The organism is Pseudomonas sp. Sample_16, from assembly GCF_004307665.1.
In the GTDB taxonomy this organism is placed as follows: Bacteria; Pseudomonadota; Gammaproteobacteria; order Pseudomonadales; family Pseudomonadaceae; genus Aquipseudomonas.
The window spans coordinates 180562-195057 of record NZ_RCOB01000097.1 but is presented as its reverse complement, the minus strand read 5'-3'; the positions used below and the strand labels follow the sequence as shown (position 1 = coordinate 195057).

9 protein-coding genes, 1 tRNA gene and 2 pseudogenes are annotated in these 14496 nt (G+C 60.3%); 9 read left to right on the top strand and 3 right to left on the bottom strand.

Translation table 11 applies throughout. From position 1 onward, the window contains the following. Together D8U69_RS14630 and D8U69_RS14620 are read right to left on the bottom strand one after the other, a co-directional pair. Positions 1–138 (bottom strand): annotated as a pseudogene (locus tag D8U69_RS14630) (NAD(P)-dependent oxidoreductase); the annotation flags it as partial. A 232-nt stretch (positions 139–370) separates the two neighbouring features. After that, positions 371–1415, bottom strand: a pseudogene (locus D8U69_RS14620) (PatB family C-S lyase). Positions 1416–1833: 418 nt separating this feature from the next. Here D8U69_RS14620 and fdnG point away from each other — a divergent pair. The 8 genes from fdnG (at position 1834) to D8U69_RS14575 (ending at position 12094) form a co-directional block, all read left to right on the top strand. Then, positions 1834–4899, top strand: coding sequence for a formate dehydrogenase-N subunit alpha (gene fdnG, locus D8U69_RS14610; protein WP_153189007.1), 3066 nt, complete (start codon positions 1834–1836; stop codon positions 4897–4899). Next, complete coding sequence (gene fdxH, locus D8U69_RS14605; protein WP_130904869.1) at positions 4900–5835, top strand: formate dehydrogenase subunit beta; 936 nt, start codon at positions 4900–4902, stop codon at positions 5833–5835. Continuing rightward, complete coding sequence (locus D8U69_RS14600; RefSeq protein ID WP_130907593.1) at positions 5832–6494, top strand: formate dehydrogenase subunit gamma; 663 nt, start codon at positions 5832–5834, stop codon at positions 6492–6494. Before fdxH ends, D8U69_RS14600 begins: the two co-directional genes overlap by 4 nt. A 3-nt stretch (positions 6495–6497) precedes the next feature. Continuing rightward, a complete protein-coding gene (fdhE, locus tag D8U69_RS14595; RefSeq protein WP_130907592.1) occupies positions 6498–7424 on the top strand; it encodes a formate dehydrogenase accessory protein FdhE in 927 nt (308 codons plus the stop codon). Between the two features lie 51 nt (positions 7425–7475). Beyond that, positions 7476–8906 (top strand): L-seryl-tRNA(Sec) selenium transferase, encoded by a 1431-nt coding sequence (selA, locus tag D8U69_RS14590; RefSeq protein ID WP_130907591.1) that lies wholly within the window; start codon positions 7476–7478, stop codon positions 8904–8906. Next, positions 8903–10810, top strand: a complete 1908-nt coding sequence (selB, locus tag D8U69_RS14585) for a selenocysteine-specific translation elongation factor (RefSeq protein WP_130907590.1) — start codon at positions 8903–8905, stop codon at positions 10808–10810. The genes selA and selB overlap by 4 nt, the downstream gene beginning before the upstream one ends. Before the next feature lie 5 nt (positions 10811–10815). Next, positions 10816–10911, top strand: a tRNA-Sec gene (locus tag D8U69_RS14580). 109 nt (positions 10912–11020) lie between these two features. Then, complete coding sequence (locus D8U69_RS14575) at positions 11021–12094, top strand: AI-2E family transporter (protein ID WP_056855368.1); 1074 nt, start codon at positions 11021–11023, stop codon at positions 12092–12094. Between the two features lie 3 nt (positions 12095–12097). On the opposite strand, the gene D8U69_RS14570 is transcribed toward D8U69_RS14575, so the two are convergent. Then, positions 12098–12745, bottom strand: a complete 648-nt coding sequence (locus tag D8U69_RS14570) for an MliC family protein (protein ID WP_130907589.1) — start codon at positions 12743–12745, stop codon at positions 12098–12100. Between the two features lie 294 nt (positions 12746–13039). Here D8U69_RS14570 and D8U69_RS14565 point away from each other — a divergent pair, with 294 nt between their 5' ends. After that, on the top strand, positions 13040–14485 hold the full coding sequence (locus tag D8U69_RS14565; RefSeq protein ID WP_056855366.1) for a mechanosensitive ion channel family protein: 1446 nt from the start codon (positions 13040–13042) through the stop codon (positions 14483–14485). Positions 14486–14496 lie beyond the last annotated feature (11 nt).

Below are 14496 nucleotides of genomic sequence, written 5' to 3'. Positions count from 1 at the left end.
CAGGGCAATCTTGCCGTTCAGGCGTCCCGAGCCTTTATAGCTTTGCTCGCCACAGTCCGGGTACGGATCCATTTTGCGTTGGGAACCAGGGACGGGTTGCTGTTGTTTCGGGAAGGGTGGTTTTGGGTATTCGTTCATCATCAATCTCCGGTCTCAGGCGGGGGAGTCAAAGGGTTGACCCTGGCGTTTTGGCTTGAGTTCGGTTGGATTTTTGATGGTGGGAAAACGTTAGCATCCTGTGGCGAGGGAGCTCGCTCCCGCTGGGCTGCGCAGCAGTCCTTTTCAGGGCCGCTTCGCGCCCGAGCGGGAGCGAGCTCCCTCGCCACAGGTACAGTGTTCGTCCTTAAGTGCGCTTCTGCGGGGGGATTTGTCAGGCCCTGAGGTTGCGCAAACTGCGCTCCATCCGCGCAATGCCTTCTTCGAGCAGCGAGCGCGGGCAGCCGAAATTCAAGCGCACGAACTGCCGGCCGTCATCACCGAAATCCAGGCCCGGGCTCAAACCGACCTTGGCCTGTTCGAGAAAGAATTGCTGTGGGTTGTCCAGCCCCAGCGCCGAGCAGTCCAGCCAGGCCAGATAAGTGCTCTGCGGCACGTTCATGCTGATGCCCGGCAAGCGGGTGCGCACGGCGTCGACCAGATAATCACGATTGCTTTGCAAATAGTCCTTCAGCGCGGCCAGCCATGGCCCGGCTTCGCTGTAAGCGACGCGCGTGGCTCGGGTTGACGCTGTCGACCATGCCGCAGCGGGCATGGTTGACCTTCTCGCGCAGGTGGCGATCCTGAATGATCATGAACGAGGTTTTCAGCCCGGCGATGTTATAGGCCTTGCTCGCCGACATCAGCGTAATGGTGCGCTGGGCGATTTGCGGGCTGAGGGAGGCCATCGGAATGTGCTGGCGGCCGTCGAAGCACAGTTCGGCGTGGATTTCGTCGGAGATGATCCAGGCACCGTGCTCCAGGCAGATGTCGGCGATGGCTTGCAGTTCGGCCCGAGGGAATGCTTTGCCCAATGGGTTGTGCGGGTTGCTCAGCAGCAGGGCGCCGCCACCTTGCAGCGACTGGCTCAACGTGGCCAATGGCGTGATGTAGGTGCCGTCGGCTTGCGGATCGAAATTCAACTCCACCTTGTTCAGGCCCCAATGCCCTGGCGCGTGGCGCAGCGGCGGGTAGTTCGGCACTTGCACGACAACATTCTGTTGCGGCTGCACCAATGCCTTGAGGGCCATGTTGAAGCCCGATTCGACACCCGGCAGGAAGATCAGCTCTTGCGGCTCGACTCGCCAGACGTACTTGTTCCACAAATCAGCAACGATGGCTTCGCGCAGGTCATCCTGAGCCACGCTGTAGCCAAGCAACGGATGCTCCAGACGTTTTTGCAAGGCCTGGACGATCACTGGTGGTGCCGCGAAATCCATGTCGGCAACCCACATCGGCAACACGTCGGCCGGGTAGCGGCTCCACTTGGTACTGCCGGTGTGGTGGCGGTCGAACACCTGATCAAAATCGAAAGTCATGCGCAAATCTCGTAAAGGCTGGTTAATCATGCCGGCCATGATAAGCGCCAATCCCCGGCAACACATCCCCTGTGGGAGCTGGCTTGCCAGCGATGGGGGCCGGTCAGACGGCGAAATGGTTAAATGACACGACGCTATCGCTGGCAAGCCAGCTCCCACAATGTTCTGTGGTTGTCCGCAAATGCCCGACGGTCGGTTGTCATGGTGATTTCGACAGCCTTGTCTACTATTTCAGGTGTTGGCAGCCAGACTGCCGCCACCGTGATTGTCCAGAAAAGTCCGGCAACGCACCGGATTTCCACCTGATCAGGAGTGCACGATGGACCTCAGCCGTCGTCAGTTCTTCAAGGTCGCTGGTATCGGCCTTGCTGGTTCGAGCCTGGGCGCGTTGGGCATGGCCCCGACAGCCGCTTTCGCCGAGCAGGTGCGCCACTTCAAGCTTGCCCACACTCGAGAAACCCGCAACACCTGTCCGTACTGCTCGGTCGGCTGTGGGTTGATCATGTACAGCCAGGGCGATGCAGCGAAAAATGTCGCGCAAAACATCATCCACATAGAAGGTGACGCCGACCACCCGGTCAACCGCGGCACCCTTTGCCCCAAAGGCGCAGGCCTGCTGGACTTCATTCACAGCCCCGGGCGCCTGCAATATCCGCAGGTACGCAAACCCGGCAGCTCGGAATGGACCCGCGTCTCCTGGGACGAAGCACTCGACCGCGTGGCGGACCTGATGAAGGCCGACCGCGACGCCAATTTCATCGAGAAGAATGCCCAGGGCCAAACGGTCAACCGCTGGTTGACCACCGGTTTCCTTGCGGCATCGGCGGCGTCCAACGAGGCGGGTTACATCACCCACAAGGTCATTCGCAGTCTCGGCATGCTGGGGTTCGATAACCAGGCGCGTGTCTGACACGGCCCGACGGTGGCAAGTCTTGCCCCGACGTACGGCCGTGGTGCCATGACCAACCACTGGACCGATATCGCCAACGCGAATCTGGTTCTGGTGATGGGCGGCAACGCAGCAGAAGCGCACCCGTGCGGCTTCAAATGGGTGACCGAAGCCAAGGCGCACAACAAGGCGCGCTTGATCGTGGTCGATCCGCGTTTTACCCGGACCGCCTCGGTGGCCGATTACTACGCGCCGATTCGCACCGGCACCGACATCGCCTTCATGGGCGGGTTGATCAATTACTTGCTGACCGAGGACAAGATCCAGCACGAATACGTGCGTAACTACACCGACGTGTCGTTCATCGTCAAAGCCGGGTATGGCTTCGAGGACGGTATTTTCAGTGGCTACGATGTCGACAAGCGCCTGTACACCGATAAATCCGGCTGGGGCTACGAGCTCGGTGAGGACGGTTTCGTCAAGGTCGATCCGACGCTGCAAGACCCGCGTTGCGTCTATCAATTGATGAAGCAGCACTACAGCCGTTACAACATCGATCTGGCCAGCCAGATCTGTGGCATGCCGGTCGATGCCATGCAGAAAATCTGGGAGGAAATCGCCACTTGCTCGCAACCGGGCAAGACCATGACCATTCTCTATGCCTTGGGCTGGACGCAACATTCGATTGGCGCTCAGATCATCCGTAGCGCAGCGATGGTGCAATTGCTGTTGGGCAACGTCGGCATGCCGGGCGGGGGCGTGAATGCCTTGCGCGGGCACTCCAACATCCAGGGCCTGACCGACCTGGGGCTGCTGTCCAACTCACTGCCCGGTTATCTGACCCTGCCGGGCGACGCCGAACAGGATTACGCCGCCTACATTACCAAACGAACGCAAGTTCCCTTGCGGCCGGGGCAGTTGTCCTACTGGCAGCATTACAGCAAGTTCCATGTGAGCTTGATGAAGTCCTGGTACGGCGCCAACGCCACCGTCGAAAACAACTGGGCTTTCGATTATTTGCCAAAACTGGACATTCCTCAGTACGACATCCTCAAGGTGTTTGACCTGATGGGCCAGGGCAAGGTCAACGGCTACATGTGCCAAGGCTTCAACCCCATCGCCGCGCTGCCCGATAAAAACCGGGTGATGGTTGCGCTGGCCAAGCTCAAATGGCTGGTGGTGATGGACCCGCTGGCCACTGAAACGTCTGAGTTCTGGCAAAAAGTCGGGCCGTTCAACGACGTCAACAGCGCCGATATCCAAACTGAAGTGATACGCCTGCCTACCACCTGTTTCGCCGAAGAAGACGGTTCGCTGGTCAACAGCAGCCGCTGGCTGCAATGGCACTGGAAAGGTGCCGACGGTCCCGGCGAAGCACGCACCGACGTACAGATCATGAGTGAGCTGTTTCTGCGGTTGCGTCAGCGTTACCAGGCCAATGGCGGCAAATTCCCCGACCCGCTGCTCAAGTTGTCGTGGCCTTACAAGATCCCTGACGAACCTTCGCCCGAGGAACTGGCCAGGGAAATCAACGGCACGGCCATCACCGACATCACCGACGCCACGGGCGCGGCCATCAAGGCCAACGCCCAGCTGGCCGGTTTTGGTCAGCTCAAGGACGATGGCAGCACGGCATCCGGTTGCTGGATTTTCTGTGGCAGCTGGACAGAGCTGGGCAATCAGATGGCTCGTCGCGACAACAATGACCCGTTCGGCATGCATCAGCATCAGGGTTGGGCGTGGGCCTGGCCGGCGAACCGGCGGATTCTCTACAACCGCGCTTCAGCGGACTTGCAGGGCAAACCGTGGGATCCGCACAAACGCCTGGTGTGGTGGAACGGCAAAGCGTGGGCCGGCACCGATGTGCCGGACTACAAGGCCGATGTTCCACCGGAAGCCGGGATGAATCCGTTCATCATGAACCCCGAGGGCGTGGCGCGTTTCTTCGCCGTCGACAAGATGAACGAAGGCCCGTTTCCCGAGCACTACGAACCGTTCGAAACGCCGATCGGCATCAATCCATTGCACCCGAGCAACAAAAAAGCCACCAGTAACCCGGCAGCGCGGATCTTCGATTCGGTGTGGGATACCCTCGGCGTTGCCAAGGATTACCCGTACGCCGCGACGAGTTACCGGTTGACTGAGCATTTCCACTTCTGGAGCAAGCACTGCAAGCTCAATGCGATTACCCAGCCTGAGCAGTTTGTGGAAATCGGCGAAGTGCTGGCCAAGGAAAAGGGGATCGTGGCCGGTGATCGGGTTCGGGTCAGCAGCAAGCGCGGGTTTATCGAAGCGGTGGCGGTGGTGACCAAACGGATTCGTCCGCTGCAGGTCAACAATCAGGTCGTGCATCAGATCGGCATCCCGCTGCACTGGGGGTTTACCGGCCTGACCCGTCACGGCTACCTGACCAACACTCTGGTGCCGTTCCTCGGCGATGGCAACACACAGACCCCGGAATCCAAGTCATTCCTGGTCAACGTGGAGAAAGTCTAAATGGCCAGCCAAGACATCATTGCCCGCTCGGCCACCACCACGCCCGCGCCATCGGTGCGTGGTGTGGAGGAAGTCGCCAAACTGATCGATACCACCAAGTGCATCGGCTGCAAGGCCTGCCAGGTCGCATGCTCGGAGTGGAACGAGTTGCGCGACGAGGTCGGCCACAACCTCGGCACCTACGACAACCCCCATGACCTGACTGCCGACACCTGGACCTTGATGCGTTTCACCGAGCATGAAACCGATGCCGGTAACCTGGAATGGCTGATCCGCAAGGACGGTTGCATGCATTGCGCCGAACCGGGTTGCCTGGCGGCATGCCCCAGCCCAGGGGCGATCATCAAACATGCCAATGGTATCGTCGATTTCGACCAGGACCATTGCATCGGCTGCGGTTACTGCATCACCGGTTGCCCGTTCAACATTCCGCGGATCTCGCAAAAAGACCACAAAGCCTACAAATGCACACTGTGTTCGGACCGAGTTTCGGTTGGCCTTGAGCCGGCCTGTGTAAAAACCTGTCCAACCGGTGCCATTGTGTTCGGTACCAAGGACGACATGAAGGAACACGCGGCTGAACGCATCGTCGACCTGAAAAGTCGTGGTTTCGACAATGCCGGCTTGTACGATCCTGAAGGGGTCGGCGGCACGCACGTCATGTACGTGCTGCATCACGCCGACACGCCAAGGCTGTACGCCGGTTTACCCGATCATCCGGCGATCAGTCCGTTGGTGGGGTTGTGGAAAGGCATCAGCAAACCCTTGGCGCTACTGGCAATGGGCGCGGCCGTGCTGGCCGGGTTCTTCCACTATGTACGCATCGGGCCGAATCGGGTCGAGGAAGATGAATACCCGGATCCGCCGGATACTTCGGTTCATCAGGTCGATCCTGCGGTGCACACCTATGACCCACGCGGGGAGGGCAGGCCATGAACAAGACCATCCTGCGCTACACCAGCAACCAGCGCACCAACCACTGGCTGGTGGCGATTCTGTTCCTGATGGCCGGGCTGTCCGGGCTGGCGTTGTTCCACCCGGCGCTGTACTGGCTGAGCAATCTGTTTGGCGGTGGCCCCTGGACTCGCATTCTGCATCCGCTCATGGGTGTATTGATGTTCGTGTTTTTCCTTGGGCTGGTGTTCAGCTTCTGGCGTTCCAACTACTTCATTGCCAATGATCGCCTGTGGCTGAGGCGCATCAATCGGGTGATGGCCAACAATGAGGAAGAAGTGCCGCCGGTGGGCAAATACAATGCCGGGCAGAAGCTGCTGTTCTGGACTTTACTGCTGTGCATGTTGGTGTTGCTGTTCAGCGGCCTGGTGATCTGGCGAGCATATTTCAGTGCCTACTTCGGCATCACCAGCATTCGCTGGGCCATGCTGCTGCATGCGCTGGCGGGTTTTGTGCTGATCCTGAGCATCATCGTGCACATTTATGCGGGCATCTGGATCAAGGGTTCGGTCAGCGCCATGACGCACGGTTGGGTCAGTCGTGCCTGGGCCAGGAAACACCACGAACTCTGGTATCGCCAAGTGACTCACGATGAGACGCGCGACGTACCTCCCGAGCGACCGATCACCAAAAAGGGCTGACGCTTGCCAACCATACTTGAACCCGGAGAAATCGAAGCGGCGGCCAGTTCGCCGCCGTTTCTGCACCTGCCACCGCATAACCTGTTCAGCCTGCGCGCAGCACGCCTGGAGCAATTGGCTGTGGATCATCCGTTGGCCGACTATTTACGCTTGATCGCAGACCTGTGTCGGGTGCAACAGCAGATCCTGGACGATCCGCCGCTTGGCGAGCCACTCGACGCACAACGCATCGAGCTTTGCCGACACCACGGATTGCCGCCGTTCGCCGCCGACAGCCTGACTCGCGAGGACGACTGGCAAGCGTATCTGGACGCCTTGCTGCAACGCTATGTACCGCCAGCGCAACCGGCGGTAAACGATGCATTGGCCACGTTGCGCACAGCCAGCCCGGGCCAGCGTCGTGCGTGGGCCGTGGCGCTGGTCAGCGGCCAATATTCGCTGGTGCCGGCAGCGTTGGTACCGTTTCTCGGTGCTGCCCTGCAAGCGGCCTGGAGCCATTGGCTGCTCCGCACGCCGAACCTGCAGCTCAAACCGGGCGACAGCCTCAGCCAATGCCCGTGTTGCGGCTCGCCGGCCATGGCCGGGGTGATTCGCAATCGTGGCAAGCACAACGGTCTGCGCTATTTGGTCTGCTCGTTGTGCGCCTGTGAATGGCACGTGGTGCGGGTCAAATGTGTGTATTGCGAGCAGAGCAAGGGCCTGCAATACCTCAGCCTTGAAGACGATCGCCACGCCGCCAACCAGGCACCGCTGCGCGCCGAAATGTGCCCGAGCTGCAACAGCTACCTGAAACTGCTCTACCTGGAAAACGATGCGGCCGCTGAAGCGTTGTCGGCGGATTTGAGCAGCTTGATGCTCGACATGCGTCTGGCCCAGGACGGCTATCAGCGCCTGGCACCGAATCTGTTACTGGCTCCGGGAGACGAATGACCACAGCGTCTACACTCTGGCGCGACGGTCTTTCTATTTCAGGAGCGCCCGATGTCCGCCAGCGGTGCCAGTCCCAACCTGCGATTGCCTTCCATCGACAGCCTGTTGCGTCATCCGGCGTTTCAGCCTTTGGCCGAGCGTTATGGGCGCGACGCGTTGCTGGCGACGTTGCGACAATTGCTCGATGAATTGCGCGAACCTGTACAACAGGGTTTGCTGCAAGCGATCGAAGTCAGTCCTGAAGTGTTGGCGGGCAGGGCGGGCGAACGGCTGCAGGTGCAACACCGCAGCCATGTGCGGCGGGTGTTCAACCTCACCGGAACCGTATTGCATACCAACCTTGGGCGGGCGCTGTTGCCGCAAGAGGCGATTGACGCAGTACAAATGGCCGCACGCTACCCGCTCAATCTGGAATTCGACCTGCTCAGTGGCAAACGCGGTGACCGCGACGATCTGATCGAAGGCTTGATCCGCGAACTGACCGGTGCCGAAGCAGTGACGGTGGTCAACAACAATGCCGCCGCCGTGCTTCTGACCCTCAACAGCCTGGGCGCGCGCAAGGAAGGCATCATCTCTCGGGGTGAATTGATCGAAATCGGCGGTGCCTTCCGCATTCCCGACATCATGGCCCGCGCCGGGGTAAAACTGCATGAAGTCGGCACCACCAACCGTACCCATGTCCGCGACTATGAAGCCGTCATCGGCCCGCGCAGCGGTTTGATCATGCGGGTGCACGCGAGCAACTACAGCATTCAGGGCTTCACTGCTTGCGTACCGACTGCCGAGCTCGCACAACTGGCGCACCGGCATGGGTTACCGCTGCTCGAAGACCTTGGCAGTGGCAGCCTGCTGGACCTGACGCGCTGGGGGTTGCCTGCTGAACCGACGGTGCGCCAGGCGCTGCTCGATGGTGCGGATATCGTCACCTTCAGCGGTGACAAATTGCTCGGCGGGCCGCAGGCCGGGTTGATTGTCGGGCGCAAGGAACTGATCGGCAAAATCAAGAAAAACCCGCTCAAACGCGCGTTGCGAGTCGACAAACTGACCCTGGCCGCCCTTGAAGCGGTGCTCGGCTTGTACCGCAATCCGGATCGACTGGCCGAACGTCTGCCAAGTCTGCGCTTGCTGACCCGGCCACAGGCCGACATCCTCGCCCAGTCCGAGCGCCTGCAACCGGCCTTGGCCAAACAATTGGGCGAAGGCTGGAATGTCAGCGCGACAGCAGCGTTGGGGATGATCGGCAGCGGCAGCCAACCGGTGGCGAGATTACCGAGCGCCGCGCTGTGCCTGCGCCCGAACACCAGCAAGCGACTGCGCGGACGCTCGCTGATGGCGCTGGAATCTGCTTTGCGGGCATTGCCGATTCCGGTGCTCGGGCGCATCGATGACGACGCCCTGTGGCTCGACTTGCGGCAACTCGATGATGAACCGACGTGGCTGGCGCAGCTCGATCAATTGAAAGTGGAGGACCGGGCAGGGTGATTGTCGGCACGGCGGGGCACATCGACCATGGCAAGACTGCGTTGCTCCAGGCCCTGACCGGGCAGGCGGGCGACCGGCGCCGGGAAGAGCGCGAGCGCGGCATGACCATCGACCTTGGCTATCTCTACGCCGAACTGGTGCCCGGCGCACCGCTGACAGGTTTCATTGATGTGCCGGGTCATGAGCGCTTCACCCACAACATGCTGACCGGGGCGCAGGGCATCGATCTGGTGTTGCTGGTGGTGGCCGCCGATGACGGCGTGATGCCGCAAACCCGCGAACATCTAGCCATCGTCGAACTGCTTGGCATCGCCCGTTGCATTGTGGCGATCACCAAGTGCGACCGGGTCGAACCTTCCCGAGTGAACATCGTGCGCGAGCAGGTCAGCGCATTGTTGGTACCTGGGCCTTATGCGGCAGCGCCATTGATTGCGCTGTCGAGCGTCACCGGGCAGGGCGTAGACACCTTGCGCGAAGCGCTGCTGCAAGCGCAAAACCAGGTCGCGCAACACGGAATCGACGGTGGTTTTCTGCTGTCCATCGACCGGGCATTCAGTATCGCCGGCGCCGGTATCGTGGTGACCGGTACGGCCGTGTCCGGCAAGGTCGCGGTGGGCGATACCCTGATGCTCGGCCCGCTCGGCAAAACCGTGCGCGTGCGCGGCTTGCATGCGCAAAATCAGGCAGCCGATGTGGCAGTGGCCGGGCAGCGTGTTGCGTTGAACATCAGCGGCGAACGCCTGGCGCTGGAGCACATGCATCGCGGTCAGTGGCTGGTGTCAGAGTGGCTGTACGCGCCGACTCAGCGCCTGGATATCGACTTTCAGTTACTCCCCGCTGAGCCACGCGCGTTTGAGCATTTTCAGCCGGTTCACGTACACATCGGCACTCATGACGTTACCGGGCGCGTGGCATTGCTGGAGGGCGCGAGCGTGGCACCGGGCGAGCGGATGTTGGCGCAGATCCTGCTCAATTCGCCGGTGCAAGCCGTGAAGGGCGATCCACTGATCGTACGTGACCAGAGCGCGCAACGGACCCTCGGCGGTGGACGCGTACTTGACCCGTTCGCCCCCAGCCGACATCGCCGCAGCCCGGAGCGACTGGCGCAGTTGCAGGCGTTGGCCGCGAGTAATCGCCTGGAAGATGCCCTGCCGGTGTTACTGGCCAACAGCGCTACCGGGTTCGATCCGCAACGTCTGGAGCGCCAGTTCAACCACCTTCGAGCGAACTGGTCACTGCCCGATGACGTGCGCCTGATCGAATCACGGCAGTCTACCGTGTTGTTCAGCACCACCCGGTGGCAGACATTGCAGGATGAGCTGTTGCAACACCTGACACGCTTTCATCAAATGGAACCCGATCAAATGGGGCCGGACCGCGATCGCTTGCGTCGATTCGCCGGTTTTGCCCTCGACCGCTCGACATTCATGAGCCTGCTCGACCATCTACTCAGCCATGGCGCCATCACTGCGAGTGGGCCGTGGCTGCATTTGCCCGACCACCAGGTGCGCCTGAGCGCGGCGGATGAAGCGATGTGGCTGCAATTGCAGCCGCTGTTCGACGCGGCGGGTTTCGATCCGCCATGGATACGCGAGCTGGGCCACGACGAAGCCGCTGTGCGATTGTTGCTGCGCAAAATGGCCAGGCTTGGGCGGGTGCATCAGATCGTGCGTGACTTGTTTTACACCGACGCAACGCTCCATCGCCTGGCGGCTATGCTGTTGCAACTGGCCGATGAGAATCCGGTGATCCAGGTCTCGGCATTTCGTGATGCCGTGGGGCTGGGCCGCAAGCGCAGCATTCAGATTCTCGAATACTTCGATCGTCTGGGCCTGACGCGACGCGTTGGCGATCGTCGCCAGATTCGTCCAGACAACGCCCTGGCCCGGCGAACCGGGCACTGAATTGAGGAAGGTAATCGCGCCCGGTGGCGCGGCCGGGCTTCAAACCCGGTTGGGGACGGCATCCGTTCCCGGGCAGGTTCGACTCCGGCTACCTTCCGCCACTTTCCTGCGCTGATTATCGACAGTTATACATTCATCACATTTGCCGATGAGCAACTATGCTGGGCATACCGACACTCTATCTTTCCAGTGCACTGCCAGGAGATATCCATGGTGCCCCTACCGCTTTCAGAGAAGGCCTTGTCCCGCGGCTTGCTGGATGTCCTGATCCGCGCAGGACTGATTGTTGTGCTGGTGTTGTTCTGTTTCGAGATCTTCAGGCCGTTCCGCGATTTGATGTTGTGGTCGGTGATCCTTGCGATCACGTTGTATCCGCTGCAAAAGCGTCTCAGAGGCCCGTTGGGGCACAAGGACGGGCGCATTGCGACGTTCATCGTGCTCGTGGCAATCATCATTCTGATGGTGCCGATTTACCTGCTGGGAACCTCGATTGCCGACTCAGTGGAAAATGCCATCAGCGTCGTCAAGGACGAGGGCGTGCATATTCCGGCGCCAGCGGCATCCGTGGCGCAATGGCCGCTGGTGGGTGACCGGGTGTTTGCGCTATGGCAGCAAGCGGCAACTGACCTTCCCGGGCTAACCGCCAAATACATCCCGCAAATCAAGGGCGTCAGCCTGGGCCTGCTGGGCAAACTGGCCGGTGTGGGCATGGGTTTTCTGACCTTTATTTTCGCGCTGATCATTGCCGGGATTTTCATGGCCTACGGCGAAGCCGGCAGCCGTGCTTCTGTGCAGATTGCCTCGCGCATCAACGGGCCGGAGAAGGGCGCCAGTGTCGCCGCCTTATGCACGGCAACCATCCGTGCCGTGGCGCTGGGTGTCGTCGGTATCGCTTTCATTCAGATGTTGCTGGTCGGGCTCGGCTTTGTCCTCAAGGGCGTGCCGGGTGCGGGCCTGCTGGCCCTGGCGGTGCTGTTGCTGGGGATCATGCAATTGCCCGCGACGCTGATTACCGTGCCGGTGATCGCCTATGTATTTGCCACGGAAGGCCCCAGCACGGTCACCATCATCTTTGCGATTTACGTCTTCGTTGCCGGCCTGGTGGACAACGTCCTTAAGCCATTGTTGTTGGGGCGTGGGGTGGACGTACCCATGCCGGTGGTACTGATCGGCGCCTTGGGCGGCATGGTCACCAGCGGCATCATCGGTTTGTTCATTGGTCCGGTGGTGTTGGCGGTCGGATATCAGCTTTTCTGGCAGTGGGTGCGCGATTCACCGGCATGAACTTCAGCCCGTCGGTTCAGCCGTACAGGTCAATATTCCCGAGCCCGGTTTCTGGAACAGGACGCCACTGCCGTCCTGCCGGAAACTGTAGGTTCCCTGCAAATCCTTGCCAATGTATTGAGTACCAACGTCACTCGGCACCTGGTTCAAGGTGATCGAGCTATTGGCCCACGCCAGGTAAACGACACCTGGCTGGGTGGTGAAGAAAGTCGCGGAAACCAATGCGTTCAGCCCGTTACAGCGAAATGCCAGAGGGCCTTCGGTGAGTCGGTATGGGTCTTTGGTCCTGACGATTGCCGAACCTTGGCGCAGCTGGTGCGCGCGCTGGGCATAACTGCTGATCGTGCATGCCCGGGGGTCAGGCCTGGAGGCACATTGGTCACGGGCATCGACCCAGAACTGCTGGTCGATCAGTACTTTATCCGGGCGCGGAACTGAATGTTCATCCGTCAGCGCCAGGCGATAAAGACGCATCAATTCGACATCCATCTGCGCCAGTTGCGCGTCGCGACAGATCAGCTTCTCGACCGTAGCCGTTGCCTTGGTGCAATCGTAGCTGGTGGCAAAAGATGCGGCTTGGGTGCAGGGGACCGTCACCAGGCAAACGCTGGCAGCGGACACAGCGGCCAAGCAGGCCATGAGCGTTTTCATGTTGGCGTCACCCAGATCACCGGATTGCCTTGGGACCCATCGATCCGTTGAGTAGTCATTGGAACGCGGCTGTATCGCAGTGTAAGTCAGTGTTCAGAACTTGCCACGCCGACTGACGGCTGGGTGCGCGCAAAGGGCTGGCGCAGAGCAGCCACAAAAACTGCACTAAGCCACCTTGGGGGACATGTTCACGCGCAATCCGCCGACCTCTTTCGGCCGGCCTGACTATCCTTCAAAGGTCGGATACAGGTCCGCAGTAGCGCGGCGACCATTGGCTGGAGCGGGAGATGCCCGATGTTGTCCTTGTTCTCTGAAAGTCCCTTGATGGGCGGCCTGCTCCTGATCCTCATTGATATGGTGATGTGGCGTGTGGTCGGTTCCCACCGGTACAACTGGAAAGTACTTGCGCGGGTGGTGATTTTTACCTTGTACAGCGCGCTGTTGTTCCATCAAGGCTTGAGCCCATGGGAGCCGGGGCCTGCGGTCGATGACGCGACGCTGCAGTTCGCGACCACCGTGCTGCAGATCATGTGGTGGTTGTTCGGCGCACGCACCCTGACAGTCATCATCGGTGCGGTGATGATGTACCGGGTAGGGCACACCGGGCGCTTGCTCCAGGATCTTCTCGGCGCAGTGATTTTCCTGGTAGCGGTCATCGCCGCCCTGGCGTATGTGCTCAATCTGCCGGTCAAGGGCGTTCTGGCAACGTCCGGCGCCTTGGCGATCATTGTCGGTCTGGCCCTGCAAAGCACCCTCAGCGATGTGTTCTCCGGGATCGTCCTGAACACCACCAAGCCTTATCAAATCGATGACTGGATCGCCATCGACGGCACCGAAGGCCGGGTCACCGATATCGACTGGCGTGCCACGTTCCTGCAAACCTCTCAGGGCAACATGATCGTGATCCCCAACTCGATGGCGGCCAAGGCCAAGATCACCAATTTCAGTCGGCCCAGCGATATGTTCGGGGTCTCGATCAGCTTGCTGATCAGTCCTCTTGTGCGCCCGAACCGGGTGTTCGATGCCCTTGAACGGGCGGCGCAAGGCTGCCGCATCCTGTTGACCAAACCGGCACCGAAAGTGACGATCAAGAGTACCGGTAGCAATGGCGTGGAATACGAAGTCAGCGGCTTCGTGGTGTCGATGGATCAGAAGCGCAATGTGCGCAACCAGCTCTACGATCTGGCGTATCGGCATTTGCAGGCGGCCGGTATCAACTGGCTGTCGACTGTCGAAACCAGTTTGCCCCCGGTGCAATCAAAAGCCCGGGGCTTGCTGGACAACGCGAGCATTTTCGCGACAACGTTGAGTGAGGAAGAAAAAGACGACGTCAGCCAGGCCATGACCCGGCAGATTTTTCAGCCGGGAGAAGTGATTTTGCCGGCCAACCAGGTCAGCGATCACTTGTATATCATCGAATCGGGCGTAGTGACGGTGGCCTTGAGCCGCGCCGGAGTGAAGTTCGAAGCCGGGCGCATGGGCCCCGGCGAAGTGATTGGCGAAGGCGGGATCGTCTCGGGTACGGCGCTGCCAGCGGAATTTGCCGCACTGACGTTCTGCAACCTGTACCGGATCGACAAGGAATTCTTCAGGCCGTGCGTTGAGGCCCGCCATGACATCGGTGAAGCGATGAAAGCGTTGCTGGATTTCCGCTTGCAGATCGCCCACACCATGACCCAGGAAGAGCCGAAGGCCATCGAGAAAAAAGGCTTTTTGCAATGGTTGCGTAGACGGGGGTGATGGGCAGGATG

Excerpts from the sequence above, each read along its gene's own strand:
- fdxH (WP_130904869.1), top strand. The coding sequence starts at position 4,900 with ATGGCCAGCCAAGACATCATTGCCCGCTCGGCCACCACCACGCCCGCG.
- D8U69_RS14600 (WP_130907593.1), top strand. The coding sequence starts at position 5,832 with ATGAACAAGACCATCCTGCGCTACACCAGCAACCAGCGCACCAACCAC.
- selA (WP_130907591.1), top strand. The coding sequence starts at position 7,476 with ATGTCCGCCAGCGGTGCCAGTCCCAACCTGCGATTGCCTTCCATCGAC.
- D8U69_RS14575 (WP_056855368.1), top strand. The coding sequence starts at position 11,021 with ATGGTGCCCCTACCGCTTTCAGAGAAGGCCTTGTCCCGCGGCTTGCTG.
- D8U69_RS14570 (WP_130907589.1), bottom strand. The coding sequence starts at position 12,745 with ATGAAAACGCTCATGGCCTGCTTGGCCGCTGTGTCCGCTGCCAGCGTT.
- D8U69_RS14565 (WP_056855366.1), top strand. The coding sequence starts at position 13,040 with ATGTTGTCCTTGTTCTCTGAAAGTCCCTTGATGGGCGGCCTGCTCCTG.